We start from the raw sequence: 23,312 nt of genomic DNA on the forward strand, positions 1-23,312 counted from the left end.
CCTGACCCTGGCGGGCGTGCAGAACCTGGTACTTGGCGGTGTGATCGACGGCGCCGGCAGCCTGACCAAAAACGGCACGGCCGACCTGACCCTGAGCAACACCAACACCTACACCGGCGGGACAACCCTCAACGGCGGCAAGCTGATCCTCGCCAGCAACGGTGCGTTGGGCACCGGCGACCTGACCGCGAACAACAACGTCGCGCTGGACAACAGCATCGCCCTGGCGCTGGCCAACAACGTGCACCTGCTGGGCGCGCTGGGCATCGGCGGCAGCGCCGACCTGACCCTCAACGGTACGGTCGATGGCGCGGGTCAATTGACCAAGAACGGCGCGGGCGTCCTGACCCTCAACGGCAACAACAGCTATGGCGGCGGCACCATGCTCAACGCCGGTGGCCTGGTGGTTGGCCAGAATGGCGCGCTGGGCACTGGCGCCCTGCAGGTCAACGGCGCTTCGACCCTCAGCAGCGGCAACAGCGCCGTAGTGCTGGGCAACAACGTGGCCCTTAACGCCAGCCTTGCCATCAACGGCGCCAACGATCTGGGCCTGAGCGGCGTGATCAGCGGTGGTGGGGAAGTGGTGAAGTCTGGTACCGGCACCCTGGCCTTGACGGGCGCTAACAGCGGCTGGACCGGCGGTACCGTCCTCAACGGCGGCACCCTGTCGATCAACAATAGCGCTGCGTTGGGCACCGGCACCCTGACCACCAACGGCACTGCAACGCTGCTTGTCAGCCAAGCGCTGGCCCAGGCCCTGAGCAATGCCATCGTGGTCAACGGCGACCTGACCCTGAACACCGCTGACGCGCTGACCTATGCCGGTCAACTGAACGGCAATGGCAATCTGACCAAAGATGGCGCCGGCGAGTTGATCCTGCTCCCCAGCGCCAGTCCCTTCAGCGGTACCTGGAACGTCGCTGCCGGTACCCTCACCTCGTTTGGCGCCGGCGCGATTGGCAGTCCGAGCCTGATTAACCTCGGCGCCAGCACCACGTTGAACATCAGCGGCAATACCAGCATCGGTGCGCTGACCGGTAGCGGCACCACCAACATCGGTGCCGGCAGCATCCTCTCCGTGGGCGGCAACAACGGCGACAGCGTATTCGCAGGTGCCTTCGCCGGTAACGGTGCACTGAGCAAGGTCGGCGCCGGTGTGCTGGAACTGAGCGGGACCAGCAGCCTGAACGGCAGCAGCACGGTCAACGCCGGCACCCTGAAGGTCACCGGTGCCCTGAACGTTGGCAGCCTCACCGTCAACTCTGGCGCGACCCTGACCGGTTCCGGTTCGCTCGGCGGCCTGGTCAGCGTTGCCAACAACGGCAATCTGTCCGGCACCAGCGGCAACACCCTGAGCTTCGGCTCGCTGGTACTTGCGCCAAACAGCCAAGTCAATGTCGCTCTGGGCTCGCCGGTCACCGGCAACGTCCCGCTGTTCAGCGTCGCGAGTACCCTGACCCTGGATGGCCTGCTCAACATCACCGACGCCGGTGGCTTTGGTAACGGTGTCTACCGCCTGTTCGAATACGGCGGCGCGCTGGTGAACAACACCCTCTCGTTCGGCAGTCTGCCGGGCGCTGTAACCGCGGGTTCTTTGCAGCTTCAGACGGGCAACGGCCAGGTCAACCTGGCGGTGAACTCGCCAGATCTGATCCTCCAGTTCTGGGACGGCGCCGGGACGGTGCCCAACGGCACCATCGAAGGCGGCAGTGGAGTGTGGGACAGCACCACCACCAACTGGACCCTTTTCGACGGCGCGACCAACGAGAATTGGCTCAGCAAATTCGCGGTCTTCCAGGGCGCGGCCGGTGTGGTCAGCGTCAATGGCACGCAGACCGTGGATGGCCTGCAATTCATGACCGATGGCTACATAGTGGTCGACGGTAACGCGGGCGCGTTGAATGTGGTCAACCGCAACGGTGGCCTGTTCGCCGTGCGCGTCGACCCGGGCGTAACCGCAACCCTGGAGCTGGATGTCAACGGCACCGGCACCCTGAACAAGCTGGACACCGGCACCCTGGTACTCAATGGCAACAACGGTTACACCGGTGGCACCCTGCTCAGCGGCGGCACCCTCGTGGTGGGCAGCAACAGCGCCCTGGGCACCGGCAACCTGAGCACCGCGGCCGGCGCCACGCTGGACAGCAACAAGGCGGTGACCTTGGCCAACAACATCGGCGTCACCGGCCAGTTGAACCTTGCCGGCAGCAACGCCCTGACCCTCAACGGCGTGGTCAGCGGCACTGGCAGCCTGGTCAAGAACGGTTCAGGCCGGCTGACCCTCGGCGGCACCAACACCTTCGCTGGCCCGCTGGCGCTGAATGCTGGCTCCCTGGTGCTGGCGTCCGATGGCGCGCTGGGCGCCGGGGCGCTGAACGCGGCCAACGGCACGCAACTGGACGTGAGTTCGGCAAGGACCGTGGCCAACACCGTCAACCTCGCCGGCAGCCTGACGCTGCTCGGTAGCAACGACCTGACCCTCAATGGCCTGGTCAACGGTTCTGGCAGCCTGCTCAAGCAAGGCAACAAGACCCTGGCCCTCAATGGCGTCAACGGCTTCACCGGCGGGCTCAACCTGCAAGCCGGCAAGCTGCTGCTCGGCAACGCTGGCGCGCTGGGCAGCGGCACCCTGACGGTGAGCGGTGTGTCGTCGCTGGATACCAGCAGCGGCATGTCCCTGGCCAACAATGCACAGCTCTTCGCCGCGCTGACCCTGGAGGGTAGCAACGACCTGACCCTCAACGGCGTGATCGACGGCTCCGACCGCCTGGTCAAGAACGGCTCGGGCCGCCTGACACTCAACGGCGCCAACACCTTCGCCGGCGGTGTCACCCTCAATGGCGGCAACCTGACCCTGGGCAATGCCGGGGCACTGGGCAGCGGCGCGCTGAACGTCACCGGCATCTCGCAACTGGACACCAGCAGCGCGCTGACCGTGGCCAACAACATCAACGTCGGCGGCACCCTGACGGTGGCCGGCAACAACGACCTGACCCTGAGCGGTGTCATCAGCGGCAACGGCACCCTGAACAAGGCCGGGCTTAACAACCTGACCCTGAGCGGCACCAACACCTTCGCCGGGATCCTCAACATCCTCTCGGGTCGCCTGACCGCCACCAGCGGTTCGCTGGGCAACCCGTCGCAGATCAACCTCAGCAGCGGCGCCGACCTCAACCTCGCCGGCAGCCTGAGCCTGGGCGATCTGGATGGCGCGGGCACCGTCGACATCAACAGCGGCACCACGCTGTCGGTGGGCAGCGGCGCCTTCGCCGGCAACCTGACCGGCACCGGCAACCTCGACAAGAACGGCACTGGCACCCTGACCCTGAGCGGCACCAACACCCACAGCGGCGCCACCACCATCAGCGGCGGCAACCTGATGGTCAACGGCAGCCTTGCCAGCAGCACGGTCACCGTCAACAACGGCACCAGCCTCGGCGGCTCCGGCGACCTCGCCGGCACTGTCACCGTGGCCAACGGCGGCAACCTGGTGCTTAACGGCGGCGACACCCTCAACGTCGGCTCGCTGGTGCTGAACGACACCTCCAACCTCAACGCCAGCCTCGGCGCGGCGCTGGCGGGCCAGCCTTCGCTGGTGGACATCGCTGGCGACCTGACCCTGGACGGCAAGCTCAACGTCACCGATGCCGGTGGCTTCGGCGCCGGTGTCTACCGCCTCATGAGCTACGGCGGCACCCTGACCGACAACGGCCTCGACCTGAACACCCTGCCGGGCACCGTGCAAGCCGGCAATGCGCTGCTGCAGACCGCGGTCAACAACCAGGTCAACCTGGTGGTGGGCGGCCCTGAGACCGTGCTGTTCTGGGACGGCGGCCAGATCGTCGGCAACGGCACAGTGGATGGTGGCTACGGCGTCTGGGATGTTTCCAACAGCAACTGGACCGATGCCAACGGCACCGTCAACCGGGCCTGGAACGACACCTTCGCGGTATTCCAGGGCACCGCGGGCACGATCACCGTCAATGGCTCGCAGAGCATCGGTGGCCTGCAATTCGCCAGCGACGGCTATGTGCTCAACGGCGGTATCGGCGGCGAACTGCTGACCAGCGGCACCACCAACGTACGGGTCGACGCAGGCAACACCGCGACCCTCGGCGTGGCAGTCAATGGCAGCGGCACCCTGACCAAGCTCGACAGCGGCACCCTGGTACTCAACGGCGCCAACGGCTACACCGGCGGCACTGCGCTGAACGGCGGCACCCTGGTGGTGGGCAACAACGCGGCCCTGAGCAGCGGTGACCTGACTGCCGCCGCCGGCACCACCCTGGACAGCAACACCGCGGTGACCCTGGCCAACCACGCCATCCTCAACGGCGCACTGGCCATCGGCGGCAGCAACGCCCTGACCCTCAACGGTGTGGTCAGCGGCGCCGGCAGCCTGGTCAAGAACGGCAACGCCAACCTGACCCTCAACGGCGTCAACACCTACGGCGGCGGCACCACGCTCAACGCCGGCACCCTGACCCTGGGCAACAACGGCGCGCTGAGCACCGGCAACCTCAGCGTCACCGGCGCCTCGACCCTCGACAGCACCGGCGCGCTGCAACTGGGCAACGCCATCAACCTCGGTGCCCAACTGACCCTTGCCGGGGTGCAGAGCACCACCCTGAGCGGCGCCATCAGCGGCACCGGCAGCCTGGTCAAGAACGGCAGCGGTTCGCTGGTGCTGAGCGGCGCCAACACCTACAGCGGCGGCACCACGATCAACGCTGGCAGCGTCAGCGGTGATACCACCAGCTTGCAGGGCGCGATCGTCAACAACGCGGCACTGACCTTCGAGCAGAACGCCAACGGCAGCTACACCGGCAACCTCACCGGCACCGGCAGCCTGACCAAAAACGGCACCGGCCAACTGTTGCTCACCGGCAACAGCGGCTTCACCGGCAACACCACGGTCAACGCCGGCAGCCTGGTCAACAACGGCACCCTGGCCAGCGCCAACGTGCAGGTCGCCAGCGGCGCCAGCGTCGGCGGCAGTGGCACCTACAGCGGCACCGTCAGCCTCGCCGATGGCGCCACGCTGAACGCTGGCACCGCCACCGCGCCGCTGTCTGTGGGCAACCTCAACCTGTCGTCGGGCAGCAACCTCAACTTCGACCTCGGCGCGCCGGGCAGCTCCACCACCGTGGTCAAGGTGGCGGGCAACCTGGTGCTGGACGGCACCCTGAACATCACCAATGCCGGCAGCTTCGGCACCGGTGTCTACCAACTGTTCACCTACGCCAGCCTGACCGACAACGGCCTGGTGTTCGGCTCGCTGCCGGGCACCACGCTGCCGGGCGACCTGACCCTGCAGACCTCCATCGCCAACCAGCTCAACCTGCTGGTCGGTGCCGACGACCTGCAGTTCTGGAACGGCGGCAAGACCAACCCCGATGGCACCGTCACCGGCGGCAGTGGCACCTGGGATTCGAGCACCAACTGGACCAACGCCAACGGCAGCAGCAACGCCGGCTGGGGCAGCCAGTTCGCGGTGTTCGGCGGCGCCAGCGGCACCGTCACCGTGGTCGGCCAGCAGTCGTTCAACGGCATGCAGTTCCTCACCGATGGCTACCAGGTGGTCCCCGGCAGCGGCGGTGCGCTCGCACCGGTCAATGCGCCTGACGGCAGCCTGGCCGCGATCCGCGTCAACGCCGGTGCCACCAGCACCCTCTCGGCGCCGCTGGTCGGCACCGGCGGCATCGAGAAAACCGATGCCGGCACCCTGGTCCTGACCGGTGCCAACACCTACAGCGGCGGCACCACCGTCAGCGGCGGCACCCTGATGGGCGACACCACCAGCCTGCAGGGCAGCATCCTCAACAACGCCACCCTGGTGTTCCAGCAGAACGGGACCGGTCAGTTCAACGGCACCCTCAGCGGCACCGGCACCACCATCAAGCAAGGCGCCGGCGACCTGCTGCTGGTCGGCAACCAGCCGACCAACGGCGCCTTCGACGTCAACCAGGGCACGCTGACCGTCGGCAACGCGGCCAACCCGGGGACCGTGCTCGGTGCCCAGGTTACCGTCGCCAACGGCGCCACCCTGACCGGTACTGGCAGCGTCGGTTCGCTGGTCAACCACGGCACCGTGGCGACTGGCGCCGGTGGCAACAACCTGAGCGTGGCGGGCAACTTCACCAACGCCAGCGACGGCACCCTGGCCATCACCATCACGCCGACCGTGGCCAACTACCTCAATGTCGGCGGCACCGCCAACCTGGGCGGGAGCCTGCAAGTGCTGGGGCTGGGCGACTACACCGGCGACGCCACCTACACCCTGGTCTCGGCCACCGGTGGCGTGAACGGCACCTTCGCCAGCAACAACCTGACGAACCTGCTGTTCCTCAGCTCGGCGCTCAACTACGGCGCCAACAACGTCACCCTGTCGGTGGCGCGCAATGGCGTGGCCTTCGCCGATGTCGCCGAAACCAGCAACCAGCGTGCCGTGGCCGCTGCCCTGGACAGCGCGGCGGCCCCGGCCAGCTTGCGCAGCACCCTCATCAGCGGCGATCGCGCAACGGCGGTGAAGGCCTTCGACAGCCTGTCCGGCGAAATCCACGCCAGCACCGCCAGCGTGCTGATCGAGGACTCGCGCTACATCCGCGACGCGGTCAACGACCGGATGCGCCAGGCCAGTTGCAGCGACGAGCAAGACCCGCGCCGCGCACTCGCGCCGAGCGGCAATCAACAGACCACCGGCCAGGGTTGCAATGGCGACGGTGTGGGCTGGATCCGTGCCGTCGGCGGCTGGGGTGACTTCGAGGGCGGCCATAACGCGGCCGACATCGACCGTGACCTGTCCGGTTTCCTGATCGGCTTCGACAACAGCCTCAACGACGAATGGCGCCTGGGTATCGCCGCCGGCTACACCAACAGCAGCATCAACGCCAAAGGCAAAGGGCAGGACGCCTCGGTGGACAGCTACCACCTGACCACCTACCTGAGCTACCAGATGGACGCCTTCGCCGCGCGTCTCGGCGCCGGTTACACCTGGCACGACATCGACAGCAAGCGCTACGTCGAAGCGGGCAGCTACAACGACCGCCTCAAAGCCAGCTACAAGGCACGCAGCGCCCAGGTATTCGGTGAAGTGGCGTACACCATCGATGCCGGTGGCGTGGCGTTGGAACCGTTCGCCGGTCTGGCTTACGTCAACTACGACAGCGACAAGGCCCATGAAAAAGGCGGAGTCGGGCGTCTGGAAGCCAGTGCCGATCAGGACGTGACCTTCTCCACTGTCGGCCTGCGGGTTGGCAAGGCGTTCGCCCTGGACAACGGCAGCACCCTGACGCCACGCGGCAGCATCGGCTGGCGGCATGCCTTCGGCGATACCAAGCCGGATGCGGACCTGCGCTTCATCGAAGGCGGTGCCGGCTTCAGCAGCGAGGGCGTTCCGATTGCACGGGATGCCGCGGTGGTCGAAGCGGGCGTGGACCTGAGTGTTGGCCAGGCTGGCAAGCTGGGCCTGGGGTACTCGGGCCAACTGTCCAGCGAGAACCGCGACCATGCGGTGACCGTGAGCTTCAGCCTGGGCTTCTGATGTAAGCCTTCGGCATCGCGAGCAAGCTCGCTCCTACAGAGGACTGAGATCCCTGTAGGAGCGAGCTTGCTCGCGATGCCGCCAAACGGCCCCATTTGCGGTATCGTCCGGCTCTCAATCCGTTCATCCAGGGTCGCCGCATGGCGCGTTTCTACCTTTCCGTCAGCCTTCTGTTCTACCTCCTGGCCCTCTGCTTCGATGCCGTGCACCTCGCTGGCGGCAGCGCCATGCCCGCCTTGCAGATGCTGCTTCAAGGACCCTGGGGCATTGTCTTCGGTCTGTTCGGCTGGTTCGCCAATCCGCTGTTCGGCCTGGCCCTGTTGGTACGCCGGCGCTGGCGCTGGTTCTCGCTGCTGCTCGGCCTCTGGTCGTTGTACCTGGCCCTCGCCAGCCACGGCATCGAGCGCTTGCCGGATAACCACAGCTACAGCTTCCACGACGTCAGCGGTTTCGCCGCCGGTTACTACCTCTGGGTGATCGCCCTCGGCGCGTTCTGCGCCGGCCAGGCCTGGTGGTGCAGCCGCGGGCGGGCAAGCGAAGTGCCGCGCTGGAGCCTGGCGGACGGCGGACTCGCGCTGCTGCTGTTGGTGGTGGTGATCATCGGCCTGCGCGATGCGGACCTGCGGTTTGATATCGAACGCGCTTTCGAGTGGCCGTCGCCTTCATCGGATCAGCACACCCCGCGCAAGGAAGACACCATTTGAACAAGCCCGTGCTGAGCGCGGAAACCGTCACCGCGATCGCCCTGGAAAACCCGGTCAACGCCGCTTTGCTGCGGATCCTCGCCGACCTCGACCTGCCGAACGCCATGCTCACCGCCGGCTGTCTGTTTCAGGCGCTGTGGAACCGTGAAGCCGGGCGCCCGCTCGATTGGGGCGTGAAGGATTATGACGTCATCTACTTTGACGAAGACCTGTCCTGGGAGGCGGAAGATCGGGTGATCCAGCGCGTGCGCCGGGCCTGCGGCGACCTCGCCGACAAGGTCGAGGTGCGCAACCAGGCGCGGGTGCACGTCTGGTATGAAGCGAAGTTCGGCGCGGCCTATCCGCCGTTGCAGTCGGTCACCGACGGCATCGACCGCTACCTGGTGCGCTCGACCTGCCTCGGGCTGGAGGTGCGCAGTGGGGCGTTGTACAGCACCCACGGGCTGGATGATTTGCGCGACGGCGTGCTGCGCAGCAACCCGCTGAATCACCAGCCGGCGATGTTCTTGCGCAAGGCCCGGAGCTATCAGGAACGGTGGGACTGGCTGACGATCGTGGCGTGAGCGGGCGCGGGCTGGTTCCGTCAGGTCCGCGGGCTCAAATGGAGGCGCTGCCGATCAGAAGTCGTAGCGCGCACTCACCGCGAAATTCCGCGGATTGCCGTACAGCCCTTGTGCTCCGTAGAGGCTGGTCATATAGGTTTTGTCGAACAGGTTGTTCAGGTTCAACGAGCCCGACAGGTGTTCGCTGACCTTGTAGCGGGCCATGGCGTTCACCACGGCGTAATCACCCTGGGTCACCTGATAATCACCGAACTCGACGTGCGTCGGGCCGTACCAGTTCACGCCACCGCCGACCGTCAGGCGATTCCAGTCCCCTTGCAGGTTGTAGGTGCTCCACAGCTTGAGCATGTCGAGCGGAACGGTGGTCAGGGCCCGGTCGCCGTCAGCATCCTTGGTTTCGGAGTGGGTGTAGCTGGTGCTGAGGTTCCAGCCCGGTAGCAGTTCGCCGCTCACTTCCAGGTCATAGCCTTTGGTGGTGGCGCCTTTCACCGCGCGGGATGCCGTGGTGGTGGTGCCGGGCACGGTGTAGCCAGCGTCCAGTTCCGCCATGTTGTCCCGTTCGATCTGGTACAGCGCCACGCTGGCGTTCAGCGCCCCATTGAAGAACGCGCCTTTCCAGCCGGTTTCGTAGTTCTGCCCGGTGACCGGGTCGAGCACCGCGCCGTTGCGGTCCTGGTTGCTCTGCGGCTGGAAAATGTCGGTGTAGCTGACGTACACCGACTGCTCGGGCGTGAGGTCGTAGACGAGCCCGGCATAGGGCGTGAACACGCCGTTCTCGCGGCGCCGCGAAGTGTTCGGCGCCAGGTTGCTGAAGTACGTCAGGTCGTAGTCGTAACGGAAGTCCGAGACGCGCCCGCCGACGATCAGGCTCAGGTCATCGCCGAGCTTGAAGCGGTTGGCGGCAAACATGCCTTCCTGCTGGTAGCGGGTCTTCATCACGAAGCTGGGGGTGAAGGTGGTGCCTTTGGGCAGGTAGTTGTCCCAGGTGTTGAAGTTGAACAGGTTGGCGATGCCGTCGCTCCAGACGTTATGGGTGTTGTCGTAGCTGGTGTAGTTGTAGCCGGCGACGAAGTCATGGGTCTGGCCGAACAGGCTCCACGGCCCTTGCAGGGTGACGTTCAGGCCTTTCTGGGTCTGCTCGGCCTTGGCCAGGCCCCGGTCGGCACGGGCGTTGCCGGTCTGCTGGTTCAACGACGGCAGGACGCCGACGCCTTTGAACAGGTAATTGCCGATCAGGTCGGTGCGGTCGACATCCATGTAGTTGGCCGAGAGGTTCAGGCTCCAACCGTTGGCGAAGTTGTGATCCAGGGCAACCAGGTAGTTGTACGTCTCGATCTCGTCCTTGGCCCAGCGTGCACCCACGCTGGTGGAGCGCGAGAAGTGCGTGGGCTGGCCGTTGCTGTACACCAGCGGAACGCCGGCAGCGCCGTCGGCTTCGGTCTTCGCGTAGTCGATGCCGGTGCGCAGCACCGTGTCTTCGCCGAGGTCGAATTCCACCACGCCATAGAGAATGTCGCGGCTGTTGCCGTAGGCATCCATGAAGCTGTTCTGCTGTTGCCGAGCGCCGACCAGGCGTCCGCGAACATTACCGCTTTCGGTCAACGGCCCGGAGATATCGCCTTCGGTGCGGTACAGGTCCCACGAGCCCGCGCCGGCCTGCAGATAAGCCTGGAACTCGCGGGTCGGGCGTTTGCGCACCATGTTGATCAGCCCGCCCGGCGCGCCCGAGCCGGTCATCAGGCCGCTGGCGCCGCGCAGCACTTCGACGCGGTCGTAGAGCACCATGTCCATCGCGGTCTGCGGGATGGTGCGGGTCTGGCTGTCGCTCTGGGTGGTGATGCCGTCGATCTGGTAGTTCTCGATGACACTGCCGCGGGAGAACACGTCGAAGCGGTCCATGCCGCTGTACGAGACGTTGATTCCCGGTGTTTGCTCGAGCACATCGGTGAGGCGATCGAGCTTCTGGTCCTCGATGCGCTGGCGCGTCATCACGCTGACGGACTGCGGCGTTTCCCGCAGGGTCAGGGGCAGTTTGGTCGCGGTGCTGGTCGAGCCGGTGGTGTACGAGCCAGTGCCTTCGGTGGTTGCGCCGAGGCCGGCGCCGACCACCGAGGTGGCGCCCAGTTCGAGGGCGTTGGCGTTGCTCGGCACCGCCTCCAGCGAGTAGTTGCCGTCGCGGTTGACCAGGCCGAGCCCGCTGCCGCTCAGCAGTTGGCCGAGGCCGTCGATCACGCCGTAGTTGCCGCGCAGGCCGCGGCTTTGTTTGCCGGCGGTGAGGGTGGCGTCCACCGACAGCAGGATGCCGGCTTCGCGGGCGAACTGGTTCAGTGCCTGGTCCAGCGTTCCGGGGGCGATGGCGTATTCGCGCACCGCTTGCTGGCTGGCGCTGGCGGCCAGCACGGCGTGGCAAGGAAGCAGCGCGGCAGCGAGCGCACCGCTGATCAGCAGGGCGGGAGTGAGTCGAGGCGGGAGGGGCAACAGCGGCATTGCGGGACTTCCTTCTTGAGAGCGCTTCGGGGGATTCAAGAGGTATCCCGAACGAGCCGGCGAAACCGACAAGGCCGGCGGCAGATTTTTTTCAGTCCCGTGGCAGCACGCTGACCCAATAGCGGGTCATGCGCTGGACCCGCACCGGCAATGTCTGTTCCAGCGCCTGGAGAATCCGGTCGGTGTCCGCCAACGGAAACACCCCCGACAACGGATAATTCGCCACCGCCGGATCGCACCGCAGCACTCCCGGACGGTAGCGCGACAGTTCCGCGATAAAGCGCCCCAGCGACATTTGCTCGGCCACCAGCCGGCCTTCGCTCCAGGCGATGGCATTGAGGTCGGCCTTGCCCGGCGGGCCGTTGCGTTTCGAGGTGAACCACAGCGACTGGCCGGCCTTGAGCTGAACCGGCGAGCCTTCTCGCAAACGGATCTCCAGAGCGCCTTCGTACAACTGCACGCTGCTGCTCCCGGCCTGGGTGTGCACCGAGAAACGCGTGCCCAGCGCCTGCACATCACCGGCCTCGGTTTCAACGATCAGGGCCGTATGGGCGAAGGCCGGGTCATGGCCGCTGTTCAGCAGCACCTCGCCGCGCAACAGACGGATGCGCCGCTCGCGGTCGTTGAAACGGATATCCACGGCGGTGTCGGTGTTGAGCTGCAACTGGCTGCCGTCGGCGAGGGTGCGCTGCAGCGTTTCGCCGACGCCGCTGCGCAGATCGGCCATGGCCTCGCGCCAGGGCAACGCGCGGTGCGCGAGGGCGCCGCTGCCGCCAATCAGCAGCAGGGCGGTGAGCAATTTCAGGGTGTGGCGACGGCGCAGCGCCGGTTGCTGGCGCAGTACATTCAGGCTCGTCGCGGCAGGAACCTGGGTCAGTTCCTGCTGCAAGCGGCCCAGCCGTGACCAGGCCCGGCGATGCTCGGCGTCGTCCGCCAGCCAGGCGTCAAACGCCGCTTGCTGCTGGCTGTCCAGCGAGCCTTGCCAGTGCAGCATCAGCCAGTGACTGGCCTGCTCGACCACAGGTTCCGCGATGGGGGCGTCGGCGTGTCGGGTCATTCGCTGTACATCACCGCGTAGCAGGACTGGATCGCCCGGGTCATGTACTTCTGCACCGCGCTCAGGCTGACGTTCAGGCGCTCGGCGATCTGGGCATAGCCCAGGCCCTCGAACTGCGACAGCAGGAATGCCTCGCGCACCTTGGCCGGCATGGCGTCGAGCATGCGGTCGATGCGCATCAGGGTTTCCATGATCAGGGCGCGGGTTTCAGGCGAGGGTTCCATGGCCTCCTCGGCGTGGGCGAGGGTGTCGAGATAGGCCTGCTCGATGCGCTGGCGGCGCCATTGATCGATCACCAGATTGCGGGCGATCTGCAGCAGGTACTGACGGCCCTGGCCGAAGCCAGGCAGGCGGCGGGTGGCCAGCAGGCGAAGGAACGTGTCCTGGGCAATATCGGCGGCATGTTCCCGGTCGGCGAGGCGTCGACGCAGCCAGCCTTGCAGCCAGCCGTGATGATCGGCATAGAGGTCGCGGATCTGCATCTGCACGCCTGACTCGGGCGAAGCCTCGACCACCTGCCTGTCCATGGATGTTTCCAGTTGTTAATGGGAATCGGTCGCAAGTGTAATGGCGGCGCTCACATTTGCAAACAGACAGTTTTTTCGGCGCCCCTCACGCCAACGCGCAGTTCCAGTTGTTGCGGACAGTCAGCCCGTTGAACACCACGTCGAAGCGGTGGCCGGTACGCAGGCCCTGCAGCTTGTCATCGACGACCGGCACGATCGGCAGGTTGTAGGTTCGCGCGCAGTGGGTAATGGCGTTGATGACCCGGTCGTCGGAATAGAACCCCATGACGTCGCCAAGCCCCGGAACGTCGTACAGCTCCGGATCGATCGCATCGACCAGGTACTGATGCCCCTGGTGAACGCAGACTTTGATGAAGATGCCGGTCACCGTCGTGGCGGTGCTGAACAGCCGGGAGGTGCCCAGCACCACGATCTCGTTGTAGTGCGACTCGCCACCGGTGCCCTGGGTCTGGGTGATTACCTGGGCCAGGTTCGGGTAGCTGTGCAAGGCGTGTTTCAAGGCCATGTTGTTCTGGCCTTTGGCGATGCCCCGGGCCTGGTCGATGCCATTCATGGTGCGGGCGTTGTCGTTGGGAAACTGGATGTCGCGAGGGGCGAAGCCGAAGATGTTCCACACCGGCGCATTGATGATCCAGCCCAGCGGCGAGGCCGTGGAGCACTTGGTGCTGGACAGCAGGCTGCAACTGAGCACCAGGCTGGAAATCGTCGCCGGGTTGGACAGCGAGCGCAGCACCGGCTTGGCGATCACCCGGTTGGGCGCCGAGCCTTCGCCTATCACATAGTCGGCCCAGCCGGCGTCATCGCTGGCCACTTCTTTCTGGGCGCCGAAGCCGTGCACCAGCATGGGGAACGTTTCGCCGTGGGGGACCAGCGGGTTGTAGGTGCAGCGATAACCCCAGCCACTGACTTCGGCGTTGTTGAAGTCGGGGCACAGGTTACGCAGCTTGTTGCGCACGTCCCGTTCGGAGAGGTTCATGTGCGGCCACAGGCTGCGAACGTAATCTGGCCGGGCCAGCACATCCATGATCAGGTAAGCCCGCTTCAGGTCCGACGCGGAGTCGGTCAGCACCTGGGTCAGGGTGTTTTTCTGCGCCAGGGTCGCCCGGCTCAGGCGTTGCGCGACCAGCCTGCGTGCGGCCAGGCCGCAGACATTCTCGACCGCCCCGAGTGCCCACCTGGCTTGCGCGTGCTCGGCCAGCTCCAGTTGATCAAACATGCTCGACTGCTCCTTGAACCGCGCTGTGTGGGTGCGATGTCACTCTAATGGCAACTACGCGAGCGCTGAACAATAGTCGATCTTTTTGTTGCAGGGGAGGGGGTTGATGGACGTGCGCGGAAGGAGGGTTTCGGTGGAGCAGACCCGCCATCGAAGGCGGGCCTGCTCTGGACGGCTCAAGCCTTGCGCTTGAGCGGCTCACCGTCGAACTTCACCCCGGCCAGGCCGTGGGCGATGAGGGCGCGGATGTTGCCGTGGTCGCTGCCTTCAGGGGTGGCCAGCACCGAGCGGTAATGCTCGCCGAACGCCAGCAGCGCTTCCTGATCGCTCAGGCCTTCCAGCAGGGCCAGGCCGAGGGTCTTGCAGGAACCTTCGTTTTGTCCGGCCGCGCTTTCCACGCCGCCGTTGTTGAAGGCGCGCTGTTCGTAGTCATAGTGCTCGGCGATGAACGCCAGGGTGTCGGCGAAGGCGTGCTCGCCACTGTTGAGGCGGGTACGCAGGGTGTTCAGGTCAGTCATGCGGTTTTCCTTTGGCGAACGCGGCTTGCTGCTCGGCGCTGGCTTCTTTCTGGTATTGGCTTTTCCACTGGTCGTAAGGCATGCCGTAGACCACCTCGCGGGCGTCATCCAGGCTGACCTCGATCTGGCGTTCGTCCGCGGCGGCCTTGTACCACTTGGACAGGCAGTTGCGGCAGAAGCCGGACAGGTTCATCAGGTCGATGTTCTGCACATCGGTGCGGTTGCGCAGGTGTTCGACGAGGCGACGAAATGCCGCGGCTTCGAGTTCGAGTTGTTCTTGCGGGCTCATGGGCGTTCTCGTTATCAGGCGATACGGTTTTTCAGATGACGGCCACCGTTGATGACCACGCTGCTGCCGGTGCTGTACTGGCTTTCGAGCAGGAACAACACTGCGTCGATCAACGGCTGGGCACCGGGCTCGAATTCCAGCAGGGCCTTTTTCAGGGTCTGCTGGCGGTAGTGCTCGTCGCCGCCTTCCTTGAGGATCAACAGCCCCGGCAGGATGGCGTTGACCCGCACGCTGGGGGCGTACTTTTCTGCGAACGACAGCACCATATTCTGCAGCGCGGCCTTGGTCGCGGCATAGCCGATATGGCTCTTGCTGCCGCGGGACGACGTTTCGTCGCAGATGTGGATGATGTCGGATTTTTCCAGCTTGAGCAGTTGCTCGCCCAGCGCCAGGTTCAGGTGGTACGGCGCCTCGACGTGCAGCTTGAACATGGTGTTGAGGTTGTTCAGGTCATCGTCGAGCCACAGCGAAGCGTTGTGGATGATGCCGCGCAGGCCGTCGTAGTGGGTGCGCAGGTGCTCAATGAGGGCTTCGCGGTCCCGTTCGCTGCACAGGTCGGCCTGGAACTGGATGATATTCGGATGCGCCGCGGTCGGGTTCTTGCTGCGGCTGGCGCTGACGACCGTGTGGCCGGCCTGCGCCAGTTGCGTGGCCAGCGCCAGCCCGACTCGCTGGCTGCCACCGGTAACTAGGATTGGGCTGTTCATAAGCGGGAACGATCAACTTTTCAGGTTCGCAGGGTCAGGTGCCAGCATACCCGAACTCGCCGCCATTGACCGCCCCCGGGGTCCTCAGCGGCTTTCCAGCGAACCGGGCTCAGGCGCCGCTGGCCGTGGGCTCTTGGCCGGGGCATTGAGCCAGTTGGCGAGGCAGCGGGTCGATAGCGGAATGAAGAAATAGACCATCAGCGGCGTCAGCCCAAGGGTGCTGAGCAGGATGCGCGGTAGCAGGCTCAGTTCCGCCAGCCAGTGACCGAACAGCAGGTTGAACGCCAGCGACACCGGAAAGAACGCCAGCCAGATTGCCACCGCCTGCTTCCAGCGCGGCGGGCGCTGCGCGGTGCTGTTGCCGAACCAGCCTTCGATGCCGCTGACGCGTTGTTCGGTGGGTTGCTGGAACAGGCCGTTGCCGCGGGCCAGCCAGGCGCTGCGCGAGGCGGAAAATTCCCAGGCGTGGAGGGTCTTTTCGTCGACGAAGCGGAAGATGATCTGGAATTCGTCGCCATGGGGCGGCGGTGCGAGAACCCCGGAACCGAGGTAGCCGGGAAAGTCGGTGGCGAGCTGCTCGCCTTCGTGCAGCCAGGCGATCATGTCCTGGTAACGGCCTTCGGCGACGCGCCGCGCGACCATCAGGGTAACGGGAGGGGTAGACATCGTGTATCTCCTGACGAATGCCCGCAGCGGGTAGCCGCGACCATGGAACGCAACCCGGGGTGTTGGGCTGCATCCGAAAACAAGCAAGGATTATTCCGTAAATTACGTGACTCGTCAGTGTTGGCGTGACGGAGTGCACAGATGGCCTTTGGCCCGAAGAGCATGTGAAGGGGTAGAATGCCGGACATTTCCTACAGCAGGCGGCGCTCCGGCGATGATCGACCCGACCTCACTCACGGACCGTGGGCTGCAACACGAAGAGTTGTTTCCCATCCGTGAAGTCTCGCGCCTGACCGGCATCAACCCGGTCACCCTGCGTGCCTGGGAGCGCCGTTATGGGCTGATCCAGCCGACGCGCACCGAAAGTGGGCACCGCTTGTATTCCCGCGCCGATATCGACGAGGTCCGCCATATCCTTGGCTGGATCGAGCGCGGCGTGGCGGTGAGCAAGGTGGGCAAGATTCTCGCCCGCAACCGCGGCGGCGATGTGCGGCCCAGCGAAGTGGCCGATCCGCCGTCCGTCGACGACCACGAAAAATGGCAGGCGCTGCTGGGCCAGGCCGTGCGGGCGTTCGATGAAGTCCGGCTGGAGCGGGTCTACGGGCAGGTCTTTGCCAGCTATCCGCTAAGCGTGGTGTTCCAGGACATCCTGATGCCGGTCTGGCAGGAATTGCGGATCGCCCATGACGGCTTTGGCCGCACCAGCGAGTGGCTGTTTCTCGACACCTTCCTGCGCGCCCGGGCCTGGCAGCGCCTGCAACTGGCGCGGGAGCAACAGGAGGTCCGCGTGGTACTGACGGCGCTGCCCGAGCAATGCCGGGAGCTGGAACTGCTGGTGTGTGCCTTGTTGCTGGGCAGCAGCGAGATTGCCGTGTCGGTCCTGGCGCCGGGCCAGCCGCTGGAAGAACTCAGCCTGGTCTGCGAGCGCATGGCGCCGGATGCGCTGGTGCTGTTCTCCAACCATTCACCCGCCGCCGATCTGCCCAAGCGTCTGGCGCGCCTGGCACTGGCGCTGGATTGCCCGCTGTTGTTTGCCGGCGAAGGGTCGGAGCTGGCGCAGGACAGCCTGGTCGGTTCGCAGATTATCTGCCTGGGGGGCGAGGGACGTTTGATGCGGCGGCGTCTGCAACAAGCGTTGGACGGCCATCTGGATACCTGACGCCGCTCAGGAAGAATGCAGTTCCGGGTGGGCGAGGCGGTGCTGCTGGAGGATGTACTGGCGCAGCCGCTCGATTTCTTCCGGCGGGTGCTGGCTCAACTTGTAGGCCGCCAGTCCTTCGGCGGTCAGCCGTTGCAAGGTGCCGCGCAGGGCGATGGGCGCGATGCCGTCGGGGCTGAACCAGAGGTTGAAGGTTTTTGGCGATTTCTTGCCGGCCGGTACTTCCACCAGCGCACCCTTGAAGGAAATTTCCCGGACTTTCAGGCCGCTGCTCAGGCCCAGTTCGTCTTCGAGCATCACCGGCGTGTCCAGCGTCAGGCGCCAGGGCCGGACCACTTCGCCTTCTTCATAGATGCTCGGGGCGCCGACTTGCAGGTGCAGGGCATGGAATTCATCTTCCACCAGCACCAGCGGAAAACTCATCTGCTGGTTCTCGAACTGCGCCTGCACGGTCACCTGCTCATTGGCCACCAGTCGGGTGAGCAACGCCTGGACTTCGCTGCGGCCATTGAGGCGCAGGCTGGAGTTGGGGTCGACGCGGTTGAGCTGGGGCGAGCGGTGAACGCTCTGGATAAAGTCCAGCTCATCCTGAGTCAGAAGGGCATCGGCTTGCATGATAGGGAATGCCGCGAATTTTCCGGGTGATAAGTGGACAGCAAATCCGTGCCTTGGTTTAGGACCGCTGGTCGTTTTCCAGGCGCAGGATGCGTTCCCGAGCCTCGGCCAACTCGCGTTCCAGTTCCGCCACGCGCTGCTCGGCGTGCACTGGGCGGCTGACGTCTTTTTGAATACCGATGAAATAGGTGAGCTGGTCGGCTTCGTTGAACACCGGCGTGATCGACAGCTCGTTCCAGAAGGCGCTGCCGTCCTTGCGGTAGTTGCGCAGCACTTCCCGGCACGGCTGGCCGCTCTGCAGCGCCTGGCGAATCCGCTCGCGAGCGGGCTGGTCGCGGTCGTCTCCTTGGAGGAAGCGACAGTCGCTGTAGAGGATCTCATTGGCGTCGTAACCCGTCAGGCGCTCGAACGCCGGGTTCACGTAGATCAGGATGGTGTCGTCGCCTTCCTGTTCGGCGACCACGATGCCGTCGTTGGAGGCATCGATCATGCGTTGCAGCAAGGTGGCGTTGATCATGGGTAACCGGTGCGTAGGCAACTGGAGTGGGCAATTCTAGTGCATTGGCGGCCGGCGGATAAGGCCTTTTGCCAGCGACGGGTGTTAGTATCCTACGCTTTTGCTCAGCTACGGAATCCGCTATGAAAGTCGTCATCCTGTCCGGGTCGGTGTATGGCACCGCCGAAGAAGTCGCCCGTCATGCCCAGTCACTGCTCAAGGCCGCGGGTTTCGACGCTTGGCACGCCGCCCGTGCGACCCTCGCCGACGTGCAGGCGTTCGCCCCCGAGGCATTTCTTGCCGTGACTTCCACCACCGGCATGGGCGAATTGCCTGACGGCCTGGTGCCGCTGTTCAGCGAAATCCGTGACAGCCTGCCGGCCGCGTGGCGTGGTCGGCCGGGTGCGGTAGTGGCGCTGGGCGATTCCAGCTACGGCGATACGTTCTGTGGCGGTGGCGAACAACTGCGCGAGCTGTTCGCCGAACTGGGCGTCGAGGAAGTCCAGCCGATGCTGCGCCTGGACGCCAGCGAAACCGTGACCCCGGAAACCGATGCCGAGCCGTGGCTGGCCGAGTTCATCGGCAAGCTGCGCGGCTGATCAGCCCGGCGGAGTTTCCCGCAACAGTTGCAACCAGGCCCGCGCCGCCGCCGACAGGTAGGCGCCGCGGCGCCAGATGAAGGCGATGTCCCAGCGCAGGTCGCGGGGTTCGGTCAGGCTCAGGCGAACCACGCCGGGCCGCTCCAGCGCCCGCGCCACCACGCGCGGCAGCAACACCACGCCTTGGCCGGCGGCCACCAGCGCGGCAAGAAAGTCCGCCTGACCGCTGCGGCCACCTTCCTTCGGCGTGAAGCCCACTGCCTGACAGGCACTGAGCAGCCGGTCATTCAGCACGAAGCTGCGCTGATACAGCAGGAACGGCGTCTGCGCCAACTCCGCCAACTGCACACTGCCATTGCCGGCCAACGGATGGTCCAGCGGTAGCAGCGCGTCCAGCGGTTCGTTGCAGAACGGTTGATGGTCGAAGGCCGGGTCCTGCGGCGTGAGGCTGCCGCCCAGTTCCAGTTCGCCACTGAGCACCGACTGTTCGATGGAGCGGCTGCCGCCTTCGAGCAGGTGCACGGTGATATTCGGATAACGCCGACGGTACTCGGCGAACAGTCCGGCGAACAGCGCATCACTTCCCAGCAGCGGCAGGCCCAGGCGCAACTCGCCGCGGGCCAGTTGGCTGAGGTCGTCCAGTTCGTTCTGCAGGGCCTGGCGCAGGTGCAGCATGTCTTCGCCGCGCTCCAGCACGACCTTGCCAGCGGCGGTCAGGTGCAGGCGCGACGCGTGCCGTTCCAGCAGCACCACGCCAAGATCCTGCTCCAGTTGCGCCACCTGCTTGCTCACGGCGGACTGGCTGATGTGCAGGGTCTGCGCGGCTTGGGTGAAACCGCCGCGGTGCACCACTTCGATGAAGCTGCGCAGTTGCTTGAAGTCCATGGTCTGGATTCCGTTTTGGAATGCTGCTAAGTCTAACAATTCGCTTTTTGCATGTATGAGCAAATTTTACAATGGGCTCCCCTGAGGACCCTTCGATGAAACTCGTGAACCTGAAATTCCTTGCGCGCCTGCTAGCCGAGCTGGGCGTGCTGCTGGCGCTTTACCTGCTCGGCGGGCAACTGGCGGGCTGGCTGGGGTGGCCGATTCCGGGTGGCGTTATCGGCCTGGCGCTGCTGCTGGCGCTGTTCGCCAGCGGCTGGCTCAAGCCTGCCGCCTTGCAGCGGGGCGCTGCGGTATTGATGGCGGAAATGCTGCTGTTCTTCATCCCGGCGCTGATGAGCCTGCTGGACTACGGCACGCTGCTGCGCAGCGACGGCTGGCGGATTCTGCTGGTGATCGCCGTCAGCACGTTGCTGGTGATGCTGGTGACCGCCTTCACTGTGGAATGGGTTTGCCGCCGGAGCCTGCGCCATGAGCCTTGAACCGATGCCGCTGTTCTGGCTGGCGCTGACGCTGGCGACCTACCTCGGCAGCCGCTGGCTGTACCGGCGCACCGGGCGTTATCTGCTGTCGCCGCTGATTCTGGTGCCCGCCGTGTTGCTGGCCATTGCTGTGCCGCTGCACACCGCCTACGCCGAATATTCCCGCGACACCCACTGGCTGATGGCGGTGCTCGGCCCGGTGACCGTGGCCTTCGCCGTACCGATCTGGCAGCAGCGACGCCTGCTCGCGCGGCACTGGCCGGCGTTGGGCCTGGGCATGTTGATGGGCAGCGCGGCGTCGATCGCCAGTTCCTGGGCGCTGGCGCGGCTGCTGTCGCTGGACAGCGCGGTGAGCCTGTCGCTGCTGCCGCGTTCGATCACCACGCCGTTCGCCATGCCGCTGGCCCAGGAACTGGGCGGCGTACCGGAACTGACCGCGGTGTTCGTGATGTTCACCGGCGTGCTCGGCGCATTGTTCGGCGGCGTGCTGTTGCGCTGGCTGCCGCTGCGCACGCCACTGGCCCGCGGCGCGTTGTTCGGCGTCGGCGCCCACGGCGCGGGCGTCAGCCGGGCCCATGAGGTGGGCGGCGAAGAGGGTTCCGTGGCGGGGCTGGTGATGGTCCTGACCGGTTTGCTCAACCTGTTTGCCGCGCCACTGTTGTCGGCGCTGCTCTGACATTTGGCGCGGCTGACTCGCAGGGTCATCAAGCTGGCTGCGAAGGCAACTTTCGATTCGGGCAGGCGTGACTATGCTGTCCAACAGAGCACAGAACATGTGCCGCGTGCCCGACACTCATCACAACCCTCTAACCGAGATCCCGCTAATGCCATTGGCAGAGATACCTCTGTGCGTCTGGCGTACACGGAGCCTGGGATTCACGTTCCGCAGCCAGAGCATTCGCTACTGGACGGCAGGGCAGGGAGAGCCACTGCTACTCATTCACGGATTTCCCACCGCCAGTTGGGACTGGCATTACCTCTGGCAGCCACTGGCCCAGCGTTTTCGCCTGATCGCCTGCGACATGCTCGGCTTCGGCGATTCGGCCAAACCGCCGCGACACCGCTACAGCCTGCTGGAGCAGGCTGATCTGCAACAGGCGTTGCTGGCACACCTGCAGGTGCATGAACCCGTGCACATCCTTGCCCACGACTACGGCGGCAGCGTCGCCCAGGAACTGTTGGCCCGACACCATGAAGGCGTGGCCGAAGTCGCCACGTGCGCCTTTCTCAACGCCGGCTTGTTTCCCGAACGTCATCGCTCGCTGCTGGCCCAGCGCTTGCTGCTCAGCCACCTCGGCTGGCTGGTGGCGCGGACCTTCAATCGCGATGATCTGGTGCACAGCGTCAGCCAGATCTATGGCCCCTGCACTCAGCCCAGTGAAAGCGCGCTGGACGATTGCTGGAGCCTGATCACCTCGAACTGCGGCAATCGCATCCTGCACCGATTGTCGGCCTACGTGCCCGAGCGCCTGACCTATCGAGAGCGATGGGTGGGCGCGCTGCAACAGGCGCGGATGCCGTTGCGCTTCATCAGCGGCGCGGTGGACCCTGTGTGCGGTGCGCACATGCTCGAGCGCTACCGTGAACTGGTGCCGCTGCCCGACACCGTGACCCTTCCGGGCATCGGTCACTACCCGCATACCGAAGCACCGGCGCAGGTGCTGCGGCACTACCTGGATTTTCGCCAGCAACCCTTGACCAGCAGCCTGCAGAAAGTCGCCTGGTCCTGACCCCGTCGTCACTTATTGCCCGCCATTCAGCGTCCGCCCGGTTGATTGTTCCGGGTCGGGCGCTGGTCGACACTGCGCGTTCCGTTCCCTGTTCAGTTGGAGTTGTGCCATGACCGATTCGGTGCGCCTGGAAGACAAAGTGGTGATCGTCACGGGAGCCGGCGGCGGCCTCGGCCGCGCCCACGCCCTGCTGTTCGCTCGCCACGGGGCGAAAGTGGTAGTCAACGACCTGGGCGGCTCGACCCACGGCGAGGGCGCCAATGCCTCGGCGGCGGACCGCGTGGTGGCGCAGATCCGCGAAGCCGGCGGCACCGCGGTGGCCAACCACGACTCGGTCACCGACGGCCAGCGCATCGTCGAACAGGCCCTGGACAGTTTCGGCCGCATCGACGTGGTGGTGAACAACGCCGGCATCCTGCGGGACAAGACCTTCCACAAAATGGACGACGCCGATTGGGACCTGGTCTACAAGGTCCACGTCGAGGGCGCCTACAAAGTCACTCGCGCCGCCTGGCCGCATTTGCGCGAGCAGAACTGGGGGCGGGTGATCTTCACCTCGTCGACCTCGGGCATCTACGGCAACTTCGGCCAGGCCAACTACGGCATGGCCAAGCTCGGCCTGTACGGCCTGACCCGCACCCTGGCGCTGGAAGGGCGCAAGAACGGCGTGCTGGTCAACGCCATCGCCCCCACGGGCGGCACGCGCATGACCGAAGGGCTGATCCCGCCGCAGGTGTTCGAACAGCTCAAGCCCGAGCTGATCAGCCCATTGGTGGTGTACCTGGGCAGCGAGCAGTGCCAGGACAGCGGCAACCTCTATGAAGTCGGCGGCGGCTGGATTGGCCAGGTGCGTTGGGAGCGCAGCCTGGGCGCCGGTTTCGATCCGCAGCAGGGTTTCAGCGTCGAAGACGTCGCGGCCAATTGGGGTCGCATTGGCGACTTTGAAGGCGCCGTGCATCCGAAGGACAGCCTGGAAGCGCTGCAACAGATGATGGCCAATCTGCAGGCGTTCGCCGGTCGCTGAAGCGGCCCGTTTCCCGTCGTGATCTATGCTGGAAGGCCGTGATCG

General features: G+C 65.4%; 19 protein-coding genes and 1 pseudogene. 9 read left to right on the top strand and 11 right to left on the bottom strand.

All coding sequences use genetic code 11. The annotated features are described in order from the left end of the window. Nucleotides 1–16: 16 nt before the first annotated feature. The 3 genes and pseudogenes from CKW37_RS05010 to CKW37_RS05020 all read left to right on the top strand — a co-directional run. Nucleotides 17–7,543 (top strand): annotated as a pseudogene (locus tag CKW37_RS05010) (autotransporter-associated beta strand repeat-containing protein); the annotation flags it as partial. Nucleotides 7,544–7,683: 140 nt separating this feature from the next. Then, nucleotides 7,684–8,247, top strand: coding sequence for a hypothetical protein (locus tag CKW37_RS05015; protein WP_095154429.1), 564 nt, complete (start codon nt 7,684–7,686; stop codon nt 8,245–8,247). Further along, nucleotides 8,244–8,810, top strand: coding sequence for a nucleotidyltransferase family protein (locus tag CKW37_RS05020; protein ID WP_256587689.1), 567 nt, complete (start codon nt 8,244–8,246; stop codon nt 8,808–8,810). The genes CKW37_RS05015 and CKW37_RS05020 overlap by 4 nt, the downstream gene beginning before the upstream one ends. Nucleotides 8,811–8,864: 54 nt before the next feature. On the opposite strand, the gene CKW37_RS05025 is transcribed toward CKW37_RS05020, so the two are convergent. From CKW37_RS05025 to CKW37_RS05060, 8 genes are all read right to left on the bottom strand, one after another. Continuing rightward, nucleotides 8,865–11,297 carry a TonB-dependent receptor gene (locus CKW37_RS05025; protein ID WP_095154431.1) on the bottom strand — a complete coding sequence of 811 codons (2,433 nt, stop codon included), beginning with the start codon at nt 11,295–11,297 and terminating at the stop codon, nt 8,865–8,867. A 91-nt stretch (nt 11,298–11,388) separates the two neighbouring features. Further along, a complete protein-coding gene (locus CKW37_RS05030) occupies nt 11,389–12,354 on the bottom strand; it encodes a FecR domain-containing protein (protein ID WP_095154433.1) in 966 nt (321 codons plus the stop codon). Further along, nucleotides 12,351–12,881 carry a sigma-70 family RNA polymerase sigma factor gene (locus CKW37_RS05035; RefSeq protein WP_095154435.1) on the bottom strand — a complete coding sequence of 177 codons (531 nt, stop codon included), beginning with the start codon at nt 12,879–12,881 and terminating at the stop codon, nt 12,351–12,353. The genes CKW37_RS05030 and CKW37_RS05035 overlap by 4 nt, the downstream gene beginning before the upstream one ends. Nucleotides 12,882–12,966: 85 nt before the next feature. Further along, nucleotides 12,967–14,097, bottom strand: a complete 1,131-nt coding sequence (locus CKW37_RS05040) for a hypothetical protein (RefSeq protein WP_095154437.1) — start codon at nt 14,095–14,097, stop codon at nt 12,967–12,969. 176 nt (nt 14,098–14,273) lie between these two features. Then, nucleotides 14,274–14,615, bottom strand: coding sequence for a HopJ type III effector protein (locus CKW37_RS05045; protein ID WP_095154439.1), 342 nt, complete (start codon nt 14,613–14,615; stop codon nt 14,274–14,276). Further along, on the bottom strand, nt 14,608–14,904 hold the full coding sequence (locus tag CKW37_RS05050; protein WP_095154441.1) for a DUF1244 domain-containing protein: 297 nt from the start codon (nt 14,902–14,904) through the stop codon (nt 14,608–14,610). The genes CKW37_RS05045 and CKW37_RS05050 overlap by 8 nt, the downstream gene beginning before the upstream one ends. A 14-nt stretch (nt 14,905–14,918) precedes the next feature. Next, the gene (gene folM, locus CKW37_RS05055; protein WP_095154443.1) at nt 14,919–15,611 is read right to left on the bottom strand and encodes a dihydromonapterin reductase; all 693 of its coding nucleotides are present in this window, start codon (nt 15,609–15,611) and stop codon (nt 14,919–14,921) included. 84 nt (nt 15,612–15,695) lie between these two features. Next, entirely contained in the window at nt 15,696–16,277 is a 582-nt protein-coding gene (locus CKW37_RS05060) for an antibiotic biosynthesis monooxygenase (protein ID WP_095154445.1), read from the bottom strand. Between the two features lie 214 nt (nt 16,278–16,491). On the opposite strand from CKW37_RS05060, the gene CKW37_RS05065 reads away from it, so the two are divergent. After that, entirely contained in the window at nt 16,492–17,436 is a 945-nt protein-coding gene (locus CKW37_RS05065; protein ID WP_095154446.1) for a MerR family transcriptional regulator, read from the top strand. 6 nt (nt 17,437–17,442) lie between these two features. Here the strand turns inward: CKW37_RS05065 and CKW37_RS05070 are convergent, their stop codons facing one another. Both CKW37_RS05070 and CKW37_RS05075 read right to left on the bottom strand, forming a co-directional pair. Next, on the bottom strand, nt 17,443–18,051 hold the full coding sequence (locus CKW37_RS05070; RefSeq protein ID WP_095154448.1) for a hypothetical protein: 609 nt from the start codon (nt 18,049–18,051) through the stop codon (nt 17,443–17,445). Nucleotides 18,052–18,109: 58 nt separating this feature from the next. Continuing rightward, complete coding sequence (locus CKW37_RS05075) at nt 18,110–18,568, bottom strand: PAS domain-containing protein (protein WP_095154450.1); 459 nt, start codon at nt 18,566–18,568, stop codon at nt 18,110–18,112. A gap of 122 nt (nt 18,569–18,690) precedes the next feature. Between CKW37_RS05075 and CKW37_RS05080 the strand changes: the two genes are divergently transcribed. Beyond that, a complete protein-coding gene (locus CKW37_RS05080; protein ID WP_095154452.1) occupies nt 18,691–19,146 on the top strand; it encodes a flavodoxin in 456 nt (151 codons plus the stop codon). Here the strand turns inward: CKW37_RS05080 and CKW37_RS05085 are convergent, their stop codons facing one another. Further along, a complete protein-coding gene (locus CKW37_RS05085) occupies nt 19,147–20,031 on the bottom strand; it encodes a LysR family transcriptional regulator (protein WP_095154454.1) in 885 nt (294 codons plus the stop codon). A gap of 95 nt (nt 20,032–20,126) precedes the next feature. On the opposite strand from CKW37_RS05085, the gene CKW37_RS05090 reads away from it, so the two are divergent. From CKW37_RS05090 to CKW37_RS05105, 4 genes are all read left to right on the top strand, one after another. Then, entirely contained in the window at nt 20,127–20,513 is a 387-nt protein-coding gene (locus CKW37_RS05090) for a CidA/LrgA family protein (protein ID WP_095154456.1), read from the top strand. Beyond that, the gene (locus CKW37_RS05095) at nt 20,503–21,189 is read left to right on the top strand and encodes an LrgB family protein (RefSeq protein ID WP_095154458.1); all 687 of its coding nucleotides are present in this window, start codon (nt 20,503–20,505) and stop codon (nt 21,187–21,189) included. Before CKW37_RS05090 ends, CKW37_RS05095 begins: the two co-directional genes overlap by 11 nt. Nucleotides 21,190–21,337: 148 nt before the next feature. Then, entirely contained in the window at nt 21,338–22,243 is a 906-nt protein-coding gene (locus tag CKW37_RS05100; RefSeq protein ID WP_095154460.1) for an alpha/beta fold hydrolase, read from the top strand. 109 nt (nt 22,244–22,352) lie between these two features. After that, nucleotides 22,353–23,267, top strand: a complete 915-nt coding sequence (locus CKW37_RS05105; protein ID WP_095154462.1) for an SDR family oxidoreductase — start codon at nt 22,353–22,355, stop codon at nt 23,265–23,267. The last annotated feature ends 45 nt before the right edge of the window (nt 23,268–23,312 follow it).

Origin of the sequence: Pseudomonas sp. Irchel 3E13 (assembly GCF_900187455.1) — a bacterium.
Taxonomy (GTDB): domain Bacteria; phylum Pseudomonadota; class Gammaproteobacteria; order Pseudomonadales; family Pseudomonadaceae; genus Aquipseudomonas.

Excerpts from the sequence above, each read along its gene's own strand:
- CKW37_RS05015 (WP_095154429.1), top strand. The coding sequence starts at position 7,684 with ATGGCGCGTTTCTACCTTTCCGTCAGCCTTCTGTTCTACCTCCTGGCC.
- CKW37_RS05025 (WP_095154431.1), bottom strand. The coding sequence starts at position 11,297 with ATGCCGCTGTTGCCCCTCCCGCCTCGACTCACTCCCGCCCTGCTGATC.
- CKW37_RS05030 (WP_095154433.1), bottom strand. The coding sequence starts at position 12,354 with ATGACCCGACACGCCGACGCCCCCATCGCGGAACCTGTGGTCGAGCAG.
- CKW37_RS05035 (WP_095154435.1), bottom strand. The coding sequence starts at position 12,881 with ATGGACAGGCAGGTGGTCGAGGCTTCGCCCGAGTCAGGCGTGCAGATG.
- CKW37_RS05040 (WP_095154437.1), bottom strand. The coding sequence starts at position 14,097 with ATGTTTGATCAACTGGAGCTGGCCGAGCACGCGCAAGCCAGGTGGGCA.
- CKW37_RS05045 (WP_095154439.1), bottom strand. The coding sequence starts at position 14,615 with ATGACTGACCTGAACACCCTGCGTACCCGCCTCAACAGTGGCGAGCAC.
- CKW37_RS05050 (WP_095154441.1), bottom strand. The coding sequence starts at position 14,904 with ATGAGCCCGCAAGAACAACTCGAACTCGAAGCCGCGGCATTTCGTCGC.
- folM (WP_095154443.1), bottom strand. The coding sequence starts at position 15,611 with ATGAACAGCCCAATCCTAGTTACCGGTGGCAGCCAGCGAGTCGGGCTG.
- CKW37_RS05060 (WP_095154445.1), bottom strand. The coding sequence starts at position 16,277 with ATGTCTACCCCTCCCGTTACCCTGATGGTCGCGCGGCGCGTCGCCGAA.
- CKW37_RS05065 (WP_095154446.1), top strand. The coding sequence starts at position 16,492 with ATGATCGACCCGACCTCACTCACGGACCGTGGGCTGCAACACGAAGAG.
- CKW37_RS05070 (WP_095154448.1), bottom strand. The coding sequence starts at position 18,051 with ATGCAAGCCGATGCCCTTCTGACTCAGGATGAGCTGGACTTTATCCAG.
- CKW37_RS05075 (WP_095154450.1), bottom strand. The coding sequence starts at position 18,568 with ATGATCAACGCCACCTTGCTGCAACGCATGATCGATGCCTCCAACGAC.
- CKW37_RS05080 (WP_095154452.1), top strand. The coding sequence starts at position 18,691 with ATGAAAGTCGTCATCCTGTCCGGGTCGGTGTATGGCACCGCCGAAGAA.
- CKW37_RS05085 (WP_095154454.1), bottom strand. The coding sequence starts at position 20,031 with ATGGACTTCAAGCAACTGCGCAGCTTCATCGAAGTGGTGCACCGCGGC.
- CKW37_RS05090 (WP_095154456.1), top strand. The coding sequence starts at position 20,127 with ATGAAACTCGTGAACCTGAAATTCCTTGCGCGCCTGCTAGCCGAGCTG.
- CKW37_RS05095 (WP_095154458.1), top strand. The coding sequence starts at position 20,503 with ATGAGCCTTGAACCGATGCCGCTGTTCTGGCTGGCGCTGACGCTGGCG.
- CKW37_RS05100 (WP_095154460.1), top strand. The coding sequence starts at position 21,338 with ATGCCATTGGCAGAGATACCTCTGTGCGTCTGGCGTACACGGAGCCTG.
- CKW37_RS05105 (WP_095154462.1), top strand. The coding sequence starts at position 22,353 with ATGACCGATTCGGTGCGCCTGGAAGACAAAGTGGTGATCGTCACGGGA.